General features: G+C 69.4%; 13 protein-coding genes and 1 pseudogene. 10 read left to right on the top strand and 4 right to left on the bottom strand.

Translation table 11 applies throughout. The annotated features are described in order from the left end of the window. Positions 1 to 150: 150 nt before the first annotated feature. From AB0M65_RS35595 to AB0M65_RS35605, 3 genes are read left to right on the top strand one after another with little or no spacing between them, the layout of a single operon-like run. Complete coding sequence (locus AB0M65_RS35595) at positions 151 to 1,515, top strand: pitrilysin family protein (RefSeq protein WP_364038057.1); 1,365 nt, start codon at positions 151 to 153, stop codon at positions 1,513 to 1,515. After that, positions 1,512 to 2,264 carry a 4-hydroxy-tetrahydrodipicolinate reductase gene (dapB, locus tag AB0M65_RS35600; RefSeq protein ID WP_364038060.1) on the top strand — a complete coding sequence of 251 codons (753 nt, stop codon included), beginning with the start codon at positions 1,512 to 1,514 and terminating at the stop codon, positions 2,262 to 2,264. The genes AB0M65_RS35595 and dapB overlap by 4 nt, the downstream gene beginning before the upstream one ends. Further along, positions 2,261 to 2,719, top strand: a complete 459-nt coding sequence (locus AB0M65_RS35605; protein ID WP_364038063.1) for a tetratricopeptide repeat protein — start codon at positions 2,261 to 2,263, stop codon at positions 2,717 to 2,719. Before dapB ends, AB0M65_RS35605 begins: the two co-directional genes overlap by 4 nt. A 57-nt stretch (positions 2,720 to 2,776) precedes the next feature. Here AB0M65_RS35605 and AB0M65_RS35610 read toward each other — a convergent pair whose 3' ends face one another. Further along, a complete protein-coding gene (locus tag AB0M65_RS35610; RefSeq protein WP_364038066.1) occupies positions 2,777 to 3,298 on the bottom strand; it encodes a hypothetical protein in 522 nt (173 codons plus the stop codon). A gap of 323 nt (positions 3,299 to 3,621) precedes the next feature. Here AB0M65_RS35610 and AB0M65_RS35615 point away from each other — a divergent pair. Then, positions 3,622 to 3,855, top strand: a pseudogene (locus AB0M65_RS35615) (GtrA family protein); the annotation flags it as partial. Between the two features lie 66 nt (positions 3,856 to 3,921). Here AB0M65_RS35615 and AB0M65_RS35620 read toward each other — a convergent pair. Then, positions 3,922 to 4,482 (bottom strand): GNAT family N-acetyltransferase, encoded by a 561-nt coding sequence (locus AB0M65_RS35620; protein ID WP_364038069.1) that lies wholly within the window; start codon positions 4,480 to 4,482, stop codon positions 3,922 to 3,924. A 57-nt stretch (positions 4,483 to 4,539) separates the two neighbouring features. Here AB0M65_RS35620 and AB0M65_RS35625 point away from each other — a divergent pair, with 57 nt between their 5' ends. Further along, positions 4,540 to 5,760 carry a crosslink repair DNA glycosylase YcaQ family protein gene (locus AB0M65_RS35625; RefSeq protein WP_364038071.1) on the top strand — a complete coding sequence of 407 codons (1,221 nt, stop codon included), beginning with the start codon at positions 4,540 to 4,542 and terminating at the stop codon, positions 5,758 to 5,760. 178 nt (positions 5,761 to 5,938) lie between these two features. On the opposite strand, the gene AB0M65_RS35630 is transcribed toward AB0M65_RS35625, so the two are convergent. Both AB0M65_RS35630 and AB0M65_RS35635 read right to left on the bottom strand, forming a co-directional pair. After that, complete coding sequence (locus tag AB0M65_RS35630; RefSeq protein ID WP_364038074.1) at positions 5,939 to 6,847, bottom strand: DUF4097 family beta strand repeat-containing protein; 909 nt, start codon at positions 6,845 to 6,847, stop codon at positions 5,939 to 5,941. Between the two features lie 10 nt (positions 6,848 to 6,857). Then, positions 6,858 to 7,382: a toxin-antitoxin system HicB family antitoxin gene (locus AB0M65_RS35635; RefSeq protein ID WP_364038077.1), complete on the bottom strand. Its 525-nt coding sequence runs from the start codon at positions 7,380 to 7,382 to the stop codon at positions 6,858 to 6,860. A 133-nt stretch (positions 7,383 to 7,515) separates the two neighbouring features. On the opposite strand from AB0M65_RS35635, the gene thyX reads away from it, so the two are divergent. The 5 genes from thyX (at position 7,516) to AB0M65_RS35660 (ending at position 13,072) form a co-directional block, all read left to right on the top strand. Continuing rightward, a complete protein-coding gene (gene thyX / locus AB0M65_RS35640; RefSeq protein WP_364038080.1) occupies positions 7,516 to 8,268 on the top strand; it encodes an FAD-dependent thymidylate synthase in 753 nt (250 codons plus the stop codon). Further along, positions 8,268 to 8,660: an ACT domain-containing protein gene (locus tag AB0M65_RS35645; protein ID WP_364038083.1), complete on the top strand. Its 393-nt coding sequence runs from the start codon at positions 8,268 to 8,270 to the stop codon at positions 8,658 to 8,660. Before thyX ends, AB0M65_RS35645 begins: the two co-directional genes overlap by 1 nt. A gap of 84 nt (positions 8,661 to 8,744) precedes the next feature. Further along, positions 8,745 to 10,253 (top strand): protein kinase, encoded by a 1,509-nt coding sequence (locus AB0M65_RS35650; RefSeq protein WP_364038086.1) that lies wholly within the window; start codon positions 8,745 to 8,747, stop codon positions 10,251 to 10,253. A 111-nt stretch (positions 10,254 to 10,364) separates the two neighbouring features. After that, positions 10,365 to 11,378 (top strand): 4-hydroxy-tetrahydrodipicolinate synthase, encoded by a 1,014-nt coding sequence (gene dapA, locus AB0M65_RS35655; protein ID WP_364038089.1) that lies wholly within the window; start codon positions 10,365 to 10,367, stop codon positions 11,376 to 11,378. Then, positions 11,375 to 13,072: a ribonuclease J gene (locus AB0M65_RS35660; RefSeq protein ID WP_364038092.1), complete on the top strand. Its 1,698-nt coding sequence runs from the start codon at positions 11,375 to 11,377 to the stop codon at positions 13,070 to 13,072. Before dapA ends, AB0M65_RS35660 begins: the two co-directional genes overlap by 4 nt. The last annotated feature ends 153 nt before the right edge of the window (positions 13,073 to 13,225 follow it).

Below are 13,225 nucleotides of genomic sequence, written 5' to 3' on the forward strand. Positions count from 1 at the left end.
TGCTTATACACCCACTTCCACCACCCCCCGATGGCCCCCCCGCCTTCTCTTTTTTCTGCGCGGTGGGTGTTTGTTACAGTTATTTTTGTGTTGGTTCAGGACACATTGTGTCCTGAACGACCCTTTCCTGACATGTGAGTAAGGGATCCGTTGGTACGTCAGATCTCCGGGCACGAACAGCCCGTCGGCAGCACCCGCACCCTCGAGTCCACCGCGGACGGTGCGGTGGTCAAGCGCAGTGTGCTCGCCGGCGGGTTGCGGGTGATCACCGAGCACGTTCCCGCTTCCCGGTCGGTGACGGTCGGCCTGTGGGTCGGCGTCGGTTCGCGAGACGAGCCCGCCTCCGTCGAGGGCGCGGCGCACTACCTCGAACACCTGCTGTTCAAGGGCACCACGAACCGTGACGCCACCCAGATCGCCGAGGAGATCGACGCGGTCGGCGGGGAGTTCAACGCGTTCACCGCGAAGGAGCACACCTGCTACTACGCGCAGGTGCTCGACGAGGACCTGCCGCTCGCGATGGACCTCGTCACCGATGTCGTGTTCGAAGCCCTGTGCACGGACAAGGACGTCGAGACCGAGCGCAGTGTCGTGCTCGAAGAGATCTCGATGCGTGACGACGATCCCGAAGACCTGCTGCACGAGACGTTCGTCGGCGCGATCCTGGGCGACCACGCGCTGGGCCGTCCCGTGCTCGGCAGCGAGAAGTCCATCGTGGAGATGTCCGCGTCGGCGTTGCGCGGGTTCTACCGGCGCCGCTACACGCTGCCGCGGATGGTGCTCGCCGTCGCCGGGAACATCGAGCACGGCCAGGTGCTTCGCTTGGTGCGCAAGGCTTTGCGGGACAGGCTGACCGGCGCGGCGACGCCGGTGCCGCCGCGGGGCGGGCGCGCGCGGATCGCGATGGTGCCGAAACTCGCACTGCACACCGACGACACCGAGCAGGCGCACGTGATGCTCGGCCTGCGTTCGCTGTCGCGGCACGACGACCGGCGGTTCGCGCAGTCGGTGCTCAACGCCGCGCTCGGCGGCGGGATGAGTTCGCGCCTGTTCCAGGAAGTCCGTGAGAAGCGCGGGCTGGCGTACCAGGTGTACTCGTCCGCCGCGAGCTACGCCGACACCGGGCATATGGCCGTGTACGCCGGTTGCCAGCCCGAGAAGCTCGGCGAGGTCGCGGGCGTGATCCGCGAGGTGCTCGAACTCGTCGGCAAGGACGGGCTGAGCGAAGCCGAGGTCGCGCGGGCGAAGGGGCAGTTGCGGGGCGGGCTCGTGCTCGGCCTGGAGGACACGTCATCGCGGATGTCGCGGATCGGCAAGAACGAGCTGAACTACGGCCGGTACCTCGGCGTCGACGACACGGTGGCGCGGATCGACGCCGTCACCACCGAAGAGGTCTGTGCGCTCGCTCGCACTCTGCTGCGTCGCCCTGGTGGCGTGACGGCGGCGGCGGTCGTCGGGCCGTACGCTCACGCCGACGACCTTCCGGACGATCTGCACGAGGTGATCGCATCATGACCGAATCCGCTCCGATCCGCGTCGGCGTGCTGGGCGCGCGCGGCCGGATGGGCCAGGAAGTGGTCAACGCCGTCCAGGGCGCCGACGACATGGAACTCGTCGCCGGACTCGACGCGGGAGACGACTTCTCGGCGCTCAAGCAGGCGCGGGTCGTCGTCGACTTCACCCATCCCGACGCGGTGATGGACAACCTGGAGTTCCTGACCGGCAACGGGATCCACGCCGTCGTCGGCACCACCGGGTTCAGCGAGGAGCGGCTGGCGAAGCTGCGTTCGTGGCTCGCGGCCGACCCGTCGCTCGGCGTGCTCATCGCGCCGAACTTCGCCCTCGGCGCGGTGCTGGCGATGCGCTTCGCCCAGCAGGCGGCACGGTTCTACAACTCGGCCGAGGTCATCGAACTGCACCACAACCGCAAGGCCGACGCGCCGTCCGGCACTGCCGCGCATACCGCCCGGCTGATCGGCGAGGCCCGCGCGGAAGCCGGTCTCGAACCGGGCGACGACGCGACGACGTCCGAAGTGGACGGTGCGCGCGGCGCGCTCGTCGAGAACGTCCGCGTGCACTCGGTCCGGCTGCCCGGACTGGTGGCGCACGAAGAGATCCTGTTCGGCGGCGAAGGGGAAACCCTGACCATCCGGCACGATTCGCTGCATCGCACGTCGTTCATGCCGGGTGTGCTGCTCGGCGTGCGCTCGGTGCTCACGCGGCCCGGCCTGACGGTCGGTCTCGAGAACATCCTCGACCTGTGAGGGCCCGCAATCTCGCGCTGGTGATGACGGCGGCGCTCGCGGTCTACGTCGTTCTGCTGGCAGGCCGCGGGATCGCGTTGCTGCGCACCGGGGAGACGGTGCCGGTGCTCTTCGGCGTCGGCGTCCTGCTGCTGCCGCTGCTCGGGATCTGGATCATCGTGACCACCTGGCGTTCCGGCGTCCAGATCCAGCGGCTTTCGCGGCGGCTGGACGAGGAAGGTGGCCTGCCCGACGTGTCCGACCTGCCCCGTCGTCCTTCGGGCCGGGTGGATCGTGAAGCGGCGGACGCCTGGTTCGACGAGCGCCGGGCCGAGGTCGAGGCGGATCAGGAGAACTGGCGCGTCTGGTACCGGCTGGCTTACGCGTACGAGATCGCGGGGGACCGGAAGCGGGCCCGGGCGACCATGAACCGTGCCGTGGAACTCGAAGCCGCTTCCCGCTCCGACCGCAACTAGAGGACTACTTGCAGGAGACCACCAGAACCGCAACTAGAGGACTACTTGCGGCGGGGCTCAGTAGTGGAACCACCCGGCGAACAGGGCGGGGGAGGCGGCCAGCAGGCTGAACCGCAGCCAGCGCCCCAGGAAACCGGTGGCCAGGAAGCTCGCCAGCGGCATCCGTACCAGCCCCGCGAGCACGCTCGTGGCCATGTACGGCGGCAGGCCGATGATCGAACTCACCCCGTAGGTGCCCAGCATCCAGTGAGGATGCCGGTGACAGCGTTCGCGGAGGGCGTCGAGCCGGGCACGCATCTTCTTGGTGCGCGCCTGCCATCTTTCCCGGCGTGGGGTGGGCGGCCGCTCCCGGTGCAGGCGGTCGTGCAGGGGCTTCGGCAGCTTGATCGTGCCGCGCGCGGCCAGGTAGTACAGCGTCTTCCCGCCGACCTGACCGGCCGCGACGATGGCGCCGAGCAGCAGCCACGGCAGCGTCGGCTGGCTCGCACACAGGCCGATGAGGAACATTTCGACGCTGACCACGGGGAGGATCGCGGAACCGAAGGCGACACCGAACGACAGGAGCAACCAGCCCACCATCGTTGCCTCCCCGTTATCTTCGTTCTTTCCAAGTTATCAGCTGAAATACGTGACGCACTGGGGCCAGCCCCCCGTTCCAGGCTCCGGCCCGCACCAGAAGATCACTTGTCCGTCGGCTCGCGGCCACCTGCCGCTGCCATGCTGGGTTCGTGGCCGACGTGCACGACGCGGTCCGCGGCAAGGCTTTCGCGGATCGCTTCACCGACTTCTGCGCGGCCGTGGTCCGGCGCCTCCCCTTCGGGCTTTCCCGGCTGGTGGCGCCGAGTTTCCTCGGTTTCGCGCTCATCAACGGGTTCACCTTCGGGGTCGACCTGATCCTGCTCATGCTGCTTCGCGGCTGGCTCGGCCTGCCGGTGTGGCTGGCGATCACGCTCGCGTACGGGGTCGCGTTCGGGCTGAGCTTTGTGCTGAACCGCGGCCTGAACTTCCGCTCGCACGCGCCTGTCGGCAGGCAGGCGGTGCTGTACGTCGTCGCGATCGTCGTCAACTACCTGGCGTTCCTGCTCGGCGTCGGCGCGGGACTCGCCGCGCTGGGCGTCGACTACCGCCTCTCCCGGCTCATCGCAGGGGCGTGCGAAGGCGTCTTCATGTACTCGGTGATGCGGTGGGTCGTGTTCGCGAAGTCAGGGAGTGAGCTCGAGGTCGAGGGAGCCGGTGAGCCGGACTTCGCGCACGTTCGTACTGCCGGTGTCGAGAATGCGGACGGTCCCGTCGGGGGACCAGCCCGCGCGGCGGAAGAACCCCAGTGACGCGTGATCGGTCTGGGCGACCCAGCTGATCCCGCGGACGGCGCCGTCCTCGCGCAGCCAGGTGGACGCGTTCGCGAGCAACCGTCCGGCGTGCCCGCGCCGTCCCCAGCGCGGCTCGACCAGCAGCGAGGCGATGAGCGCCGTCGTCGCCGCGTCTTCGGGCAGCGATCCGTCCGCGGCAGCCACTTCGCTCTCCGGGGCCCGGCCCGCGACACAGAAGCCGACGGTGAACTCGCCTTCTGTGGCCAGGAAGACACGCGTGCCCGGGTACTCGATCGTCTCGGCCCAGGTCTTTTCGAGCTCTACGACGTCCAGCGCGGCGACGGCCGCTTCGCCGAGCAGTTCCGTGTAGGCGCTTCGCCAGGTATCGCGCTGGATGCGGGCGATTTCGGGGGCGTCGGACACGACGGCGGGGCGGACTTCGGCGGCGGCCATGCGTGAAACGTACTGGGTCGCCGGAAACTGTCGGTGGCGGATGGCACCATGCGGATGATGAACACTCCGACCATCAGCGGGCCGGTCGCGCGCCGGATCGCCCTGGCCGCCCAAGGGTTCGCCGATGCGCGTCCCAGCGGCGCGGTGACCAGGCGGCATCTGCAGCGCGTGCTGTCGCGAATCCAGTTGCTGCAGCTGGATTCGGTGAACGTCGCGGTCCGCGCGCACTACATGCCGATCTTCTCGCGCCTCGGCACGTACGAGCCCACGCTGGTGGATGACGCGGCTTGGTCCCACTCCGCGCGCAAACCCCGGCTGCTGGTCGAATCCTGGGCGCACGAGGCGAGTCTGCTGCCGGTGGAGGACTGGCCACTGCTGCGGTCCGGGGCGAAACGGATGGGCTGGTGGACGAACTACGCGCGGGTGCTGGAACAGACGCCGCAGCTGGTGGACGACATCCTCGCCGTGGTCAAGGAACAGGGGCCGATCGGCGCCGGCGGCATCGAGCGGGCGCTCGAAGGCGACTCGGCCCGCTACAAACCCTGCGCGTGGTGGGAGCGTTCGGAAGTCAAGAAGGCCTGCGAGTGGCTCTTCGGCATGGGGCAGCTGACCACCGGCACGCGGCGGTCGTTCGAGCGGCTGTACGACCTGACCGAACGTGTCGTGCCACCGGAAATCCTGTCGCTGCGGGTGAGCCCGGAGGAGGGTGCCCGCGAACTGATCACCCGCGCGGCCGTCGCGCTGGGCATCGGCACCGAACCGGATCTACGGGACTACTACCGGCTCGGCCCGGACGTGAGCAAGCGGGCCGTGGCCGAACTCGTCGACGCGGGCGTTTTGGAACCGGTGACCGTGGAGGGCTGGCCCGCGATGGCCTACCGGCACGTCGCGGCGAAGGTGCCACGATCGGTCACCGGCCGTGCGCTGCTGTCGCCGTTCGACCCGCTGATCTGGGAACGCGCCCGCACCCAGCGCATCTTCGACTTCTTCTACCGCATCGAGATCTACGTCCCCGAGCCGAAGCGGATCTACGGCTACTACGTTTTCCCGTTCCTGCTGGACGGTGAGCTGGTCGGCCGCGTCGACCTCAAAGCCGACCGGGCCGCCGGGGTCCTTCGCGTGCAGGGCGCTTTCGCCGAGCCCGAGGTGGACGTCGCGCGGGTCGCGAGTGAGCTGGCCGGGGAACTGCGGCTGATGGCCGAGTGGCAGGGCCTGGACGGGGTCGTGGTGGGGGAGCGGGGCGACCTCGCCCCCGTGCTCGCGCGACTGGTGCGGTGAGCGGGCCACGCTGAGCTGGCTGCGCTCGCGGAAGGCAGGCGGTCGTGGGAGTGGACGGGTTCGTCCATGAAGGATTCGGGACACTGAATGTCCCAAATCCTTCATGGACGCGAGCCCTGGGGCCACCAGGCGAACACTTTGGTGGGCCCGGCCATCGGATCCCCCCGCGCTCCGCGGCTCACTGAGCCGCGCTGGTCACCACCGCGTTGCCGGTCCCGGTCCGCGCCCGCACTTTCAGCGAGACGTCCGAGGGGGCGCTCTCCGCGACTTCCAGCTCGCTGGACACGGAACCGGTCGTCGACGAAAGGTCGACTTCCGCCCGCACCCCACCGCGGATCCCGACCCGGACCTCGCCGGAGCCGGTGTTCAGTTCCAGTGATCCGGAGGCGGCGTCCGCCACCGAGAGGTCGCCGCTGCCGGTGCGGGCCAGGACGTCGCCAGCCACCGCGCCGAGCCAGACGTCGCCGGTGCCGGTCGCGACCGAGGCCGAGCCGCTCACCGAGGACGCCTCGACGTGGCCGCTGCCGGTGCGCAGCTGCAGGCCGGACAGGGTCGGGCCGAGTTTGATGTCGCCGGTGCCGGTGCGGACGATCGCCGAGCCGTCGGCTCGTTCGAGGCCGACCTTGCCGGCGCCGGTCAGGATGTCGGCCCGTCCGGCGGAACCGCTCACCGTGACGTCGGCCGCCCCGGCCCGCACTTCCAGATGCGAGCCGGCGGGGGCCCGGACGGTCACGCCGAGCGGGATGTTCTTCAGCTGCCAGGCCTTCGGCGCGTGAACGACCAGCCGGTTGCCGATCTTCTCGATCCGGGTCTGTGCCACGGCGTCGTCCACCGACGTCCCCTGCGTGCCGCCCAGCTGGTCGCCGAAGCGCTCCCCGACCCAGCTCAGCAGGCTCGTCATGCCGTCGACCCACGGCTGCTGCTCGCCACCGTCGCGGCGGACCTCGGCGCGGATGCCGGGTTCGTCCGACAGTTCGATGGTCACCCGGCCGACGGCCAGGTTCACGTCGATCTCGATCGGGCCGTCGGCTTCGAAGTCTTCGATCCGCACGGACTCTTCACCCGCGGGAGTGGTTTCCTCGGTCATTTCCGTCCCCTCAGCCCTGGACCCAGCCGTGCAGGCGCGAACCGGCACCGCCGTCCGGCTTCTGCTTGTACTGCCAGTGCTCGCTTGCGCTCTTGCCCAGCGCCCCCTGGACGGCCTGCGAGACGAACGTGTTCAGCGAAACGCCCTGTGAGGCGGCTGCGGCTTCGGCCTGACCCTTGACCTGCTCGAACAGGCGGAGCGTGATCCGCGTGATGTCGCCGGTGTCGATCTTGGGTGCGCGCGGTGTCTCTCGCGGCGCCTCCTGGCGCGGCGCGGACTGCTCGGCGTGCTCCCCGGAACCGGTGACGACGACGCGTACGTCGCGCCCGTCGAGCCGGACGTCGACGACGTGCCCCGGCAGCGCCGAAGTCACTTCGGCGGCCAGGTCGGCGAGGGCGTTCATGATGGTCAGTCGAACGGCCGGCTCCAGTGCCGACGACAGCAGCGCGGCGGCGCGCCGCGTTTGCTCGTCGCCGGCCGAAGCCGTGTTCGCGAGGTCCTCGCGAAGGCTTGTGATGTACGGCGTCAGGTCCATGACACCACTATGACGTCATTCGTGACGTCGGTCAAGGACGCCGTGACGTCACCATGATGTCGCCGGGGTGTCAGAGAGGGCTGCGGTTACGCTGCCTGGAGTCGTGGAGCAGGGGTCGAAAGGGAGTGCGAACGTGGCCGAAACCGTGTCACCCAGGGTTCAACTGATCGCGAAGACGGAGTTCTTCCCGCCGTCGGACGTACCGTGGTCGACCGACGCCGACGGTGGTGAGGCGCTGGCCGAATTCGCCGGCCGGGCCTGCTACCAGTCCTGGAAGAAGCCGAACCCGAAGACGGCGACCAACGCCGGCTACCTCGAGCACATCATCGACGTCGGTCACCTGTCGGTGCTGGAGCACGGTTCCGTCAGCTTCTACATCACCGGGATCTCCCGGTCGCTGACGCACGAGCTGATCCGTCACCGGCACTTCTCCTACTCGCAGCTCTCGCAGCGCTACGTCCCGGAGCGCAACGCCGCGTTCGTCGAGCCCGAGGTCATCGCGCAGGACCCGGAGCTGCACGCGAAGTTCCTCGCCGCCTCGCAGGCCGCCGTCGACGCCTACACCGAGCTGCTCGCCGGGCTGGAGGAGAAGTTCGCCGACGTGCCGAGCGGGACCCTGCGCCGCAAGCAGGCTCGCCAGGCGGCCCGCGCCGTGCTGCCGAACGCGACCGAGACCCGCATCGTGGTCACCGGCAATTACCGCGCCTGGCGGCACTTCATCGCCATGCGTGCCACCGAGAGCGCCGACGTCGAGATCCGCGCCCTGGCCATCGACTGCCTGCGCGAGCTGCAGAAGGCTTCCGGCAACGTCTTCGCCGACTTCACCATCTCCGCGCTGCCTGATGGCACCGAGATCGCTTCAAGCCCGAAGGTTCTCGAAGGCTGATGCGCCGCCTCGCGATCGATGTCCGGCCCGGCGAGTACGTGGTCGCCCGCCTCGCCCCGGACGCGCCGGTTCCGGCAAACCTGCTCGACCCCGGTGAGCCCGTGCTGATCTCGGTCACACGGACGCCGGAGGAGCTTTCGGTGATCTGCCCTGCCGGTCTCGCACCGTCCGGGGCCACCGTCGAGGAGGGCTGGCGGCTGCTGACCGTCCGCGGGCCACTGGCGTTCACGCTGACCGGCATCATCGCGGCACTGTCGAGCGAGCTGGCGGCCGCCGGGGTGGCGTTGTTCTCGCTGTCCACTTTCGACACCGACCACGTGCTGGTCCGGGCTCCCGAGCTGGAGCGCGCGGTGAAGGCGCTCCGGGAGTCCGGGCACGACGTCACGGTCTGATTTTCAGCGGCTGGAGAAGGAACCTTTCGGGGCGCGAACGGGTCCGAGTCAGCAACCTGCGCGAACCGAAGGAGCGCCGACACCTTGACCGACGAACAGACCCGTGCGTACGGGCCGCCACCCCAGCAGACGTACCAGGCCGCCGGCGCGCGGATCGTCGCCGGCCGTTACGCCCTGCTGGGCGAGCTCGGCCGCGGCGGGATGGGCATCGTCTGGCGCGCGCAGGACCAGGTGATCGGCCGTCAGGTGGCGATCAAGGAGCTGAAGTTCGCGGACGCCCCCGAGGACGCCTCGGTGCTGTCGGAGCGGATGTTGCGCGAGGTCCGCGCCGCCGGGCGCCTCAACGACCCCGCCGTCGTCACCGTGTACGACGTCGTCACCGAGGGCGGCGCCACCTTCATCGTGATGGAGCTGGTCGAGGCGCCGACGCTGGCCGAGCTGGTGCGTGAACGCGGTCCGATGCCCGCGCAGCAGATCGCGCTGGTAGGGGAGCGGGTGCTGTCCGCGCTGCGGGCCGCGCACGCCGCCGGGATCGTGCACCGCGACGTCAAACCGGCGAACATCATGGTCGCGCCGGACGGCCGGGTGAAGCTCACCGACTTCGGCATCGCGCACGCCACCGACGATCCACGCCTGACCACCAGCGGCATGATCGTGGGCTCGCCCGCGTTCATGGCGCCGGAGCGGGTCGAAGGCCGCGACGCGATGCCCGAATCCGACCTCTGGTCGCTGGGCACGACGTTGTTCTTCGCCGCGGAAGGCATCGTCGCGTTCGAACGGTCGACCACCGCGGCCACGTTGCACGCGATCATGACCGAGGCGCCGTATCTGACCAGGGTCCAGGGCCCGCTGGCCGCCGCGATCCTCGGCCTGCTGGTCACGAAGCCCGAAGCACGGATGTCGTACGACCAGGTGCGCAGCCTCCTTTCGGCCGCGCAGGGCGTGCAGGCCCAGCCGACCCCGCCCTCGGGTGGCACGGCGATGCTGCACCCCGGCCAGCCGATGACCCGGCTCGCGCCCGCCCCGGCCAAGCGGAACCTGCGGCCTCTGTGGCTCAGCCTGGCCGCGGTCGCCGTGGTCGCGGCCCTGGTCGGCGGGATCTTCCTCGGCCGCTGGATGGCCGCGCCCGAGGGGAACGCGCAGGCCCAGCCGACGCTCACCTACGGCATCAACGGCCAGCTCAAGATCGATCTTTCGGGTGATTGTTACAACGTCCCGCTCGCGGCGAATGTCACGATGAACAACGAGACCAGCGGGACGTGTAACAAGAATCACTTGGTCGAGGTCTACGCGAAGGGCGACCTGCTGAACGTCGAGTCGGCGAGCGACAAGGAAGCCGCGACCGTCGCGTATCCCGGTGCCGAAGTGGTGAACCGCATCGCCGAGGCGATCTGCTCGGCCACCTTCAACTCGGACGCGGTGCCGTCGCAGCGGCGGCCGGGGCTCTACTGGCGTGCCGTCGTCCCGACCGAGGCGGAGTGGAACCGGCCGCTGAGCAAGGACGACAACGACTACTCGCGCGAGTACCTGTGCCTGCTCGCCAAGACCGACGGCGGTCAGCTCACCTCGCAGATCACCACCAAGGTCAAATAGCTCACGCCAGAGTTTGCGCCGAGTTCGCCTTCGTCGCGGAAAATCTCCCGCATTCTCGGGAACGACCACGTCGGCAAGGGGTTCGAGGTTCGCAGGAGGTACCTTCACACCATGTCCACTCCACCCACCGCAGCGCCGGGAAGACCGTTCGGGCGCGTGCTCACCGCGATGGCCACCCCCTTCGACGCCGACGGGGCGCTGGATCTGAAGCGGGCGCAGGAGCTGGCCGAACACCTCGTGGAACTGGGCAACGACGGTCTTGTCGTGAACGGCACGACCGGGGAAAGCCCCACCACGACCGACGCCGAAAAGGCCGAGCTGATCCGTGCCGTCGTCGAGGCGGTCGGTGACCGCGCGACCATCGTCGCCGGGGCCGGCACGAACAACACCGCGCACAGCATCGAGCAGGCGAAGCAGGCCGAGCAGGCGGGCGCACACGGCCTGCTGGTCGTCACGCCGTACTACTCGCGGCCCAGCCAGGCCGGGATCTACGCGCACTTCACCACGGTCGCCGACGTCACCGAACTGCCGGTGATGCTCTACGACATCCCGCCGCGGTCGATCGTCCCGATCGAGGTCGACACGCTGCTGCGGCTCGCGGAGCATCCGCGCATCGTCGCGGTCAAGGACGCCAAGGGCGACCTGATCGCCGGTTCCGAGGTCATCGCGCACTCGCAGCTCGCCTACTACTCCGGTGACGACGGTCTCAACCTGCCGTGGGTCGCCGTCGGCGGCGCGGGCGTGGTCAGCGTGATCGGGCACGTCGTCGCGGGCCGGATCCGCGGCATGATGGACGCCTACGAATCCGGCGACACCTCCACCGCGCGTACCAACCACCGCGGCATGCTGCCCGTCCTGCGGGCGATGTCCCGGGTCGGCGGGGTCGCCTTCACGAAGGCGGCCCTGCGGCTGCGCGGGCTCGACATCGGCGACCCGCGCCTCCCGATCGTGGCCCCCACCGACGAGCAGCTCCAGGCGATTTCCGCCGATCTCGCCCAGGGTGGCGTGCCGCTCGGCGAAAGCGCCGCCAGTGACTGGCATGGTGCTCGGGTGGCACAAGCAGATTCAGCGGCGGCCTATACGGCGCCGACCTCACATACCAGCGTTGGGACCATGCCTCGGTGACCTCTCTGCCAACCGGACCCGGACCGACCACGCCGCCGCCGGCGCTGCCCGAAGGCGCCTTGCGCGTGGTCGCGCTCGGCGGGATCGGCGAAGTCGGCCGCAACATGACCGTCTTCGAATTCGGCGGCCGACTGCTGATCGTCGACTGCGGGGTCCTCTTCCCCGAAGACGACCAGCCCGGCGTCGACCTGATCCTGCCCGACTTCAGGGCGATCGAAGACCGCCTGGAAGACATCGACGGCCTCGTCCTCACCCACGGGCACGAGGACCACATCGGCGCCGTCCCGTTCCTGCTGCGGCTGTTCCCGGATCTCAAGATCTACGGCTCCCGTTTCACGAACGCGCTGCTTTCGGCCAAGGCCAAGGAGCACCGCCAGCGGCCGAACCTGATCGAGGTCCGCGAGGGCGAACGCCGCCAGGTCGGCGCGTTCGACCTGGAGTTCTTCGCGGTCAACCACTCGATCCCGGACGCGCTCGCGGTGGCCATCCGCACCCCCGCGGGCGTGGTGCTGCACACCGGTGACATCAAACTCGACCAGCTGCCGCTCGACGGACGGCTGACCGACCTCGCCGGGTTCTCCCGGCTCGGCGACGAGGGCGTGGACTTGTTCTGCGTCGACTCGACCAACGCCGAGGTGCCCGGGTTCGTCATGCCGGAGCGTGACATCGGCCCGGTGCTCGACGACGTCGTCCGCCGGGTCGACCAGCGCGTCATCGTCGCCTGTTTCGCGAGCCACGTGCACCGCGTGCAACAGGTGCTCGACGCGGCCACCCGGCATGGCCGCCGGGTCGCGTTCGTCGGCCGCTCGATGGTCCGGAACATGGGCATCGCCGCCGATCTCGGCCTGCTGAACGTGCCGGACGGCCTCCTGGTCAACCTGGACCAGGCGAGCGACCTGCCCGAGAGCAAGGTGCTGTTCGTCTCGACCGGTTCGCAGGGCGAGCCGCTTTCGGCGCTTTCCCGGATGGCACGTGGCGAGCACCGGCAGATCTCGATCCGCGCGGGCGACACCGTCGTGCTGGCCAGCTCGATGATCCCGGGCAACGAGACCGCCGTGTTCGGCGTCGTCAACGGCCTCACCCGGCTCGGCGCGAACGTCGTGCACCAGGGCAACGCCAAGGTGCACGTGTCCGGGCACGCGTCGGCGGGCGAGCTGCTGTACCTGTACAACGCGGTGCGCCCCAGCAACGTCATGCCGGTGCACGGCGAGTGGAAGCATCTGCGTGCCAACGGTGAACTGGCCGTGCGTACCGGCGTCGCGCCGGAGAACGTGGTCATCGCCGAAGACGGTGTCGTGGTCGACCTCGTCGACGGCAAGGCGAGGCGCACCGGACGTGTCGAGGTCGGGCATGTCTATGTCGACGGCCTCTCGGTCGGCGACGTCGGCGAGTCCACCCTGTCGGATCGGCTCGTGCTCGGTGAGGGTGGCTTCATCGCGATCACGGTCGCGGTGGACACCAGCTCCGGCCGGGCGGTCACCAGGCCGACCGTGTCCGGGCGCGGGTTCTCCGACGACCCGAAGGCCCTCGATGCCGTGGTCCCGATGGTGGAGATGGAACTCGCCAGGACAGAGGCCGAGGGCATCACCGACACGCACCGCATCGCGCAGGCCGTGCGCCGCGTCGTCGGCCGCTGGGTCGCCGACACCTACCGGCGCCGTCCGATGATTGTGCCGACGGTCATCCCCGTCTAGCTCCGAACGCGCGAGTGTCCCCGACGCTCGTGAGTGTTTTGGGTCGTTCTAACGACCCAAAACACTCACGAGACCCGACCCCCTCGGTACCGGCGCCCGTGTGCTCGCCTGAGGTACATGAAGGCCCCCTTCCTTGCGCTAGGCGCAAGGAAG

It is taken from the genome of Amycolatopsis sp. NPDC051071 (assembly GCF_040682875.1).
Taxonomy (GTDB): domain Bacteria; phylum Actinomycetota; class Actinomycetes; order Mycobacteriales; family Pseudonocardiaceae; genus Amycolatopsis.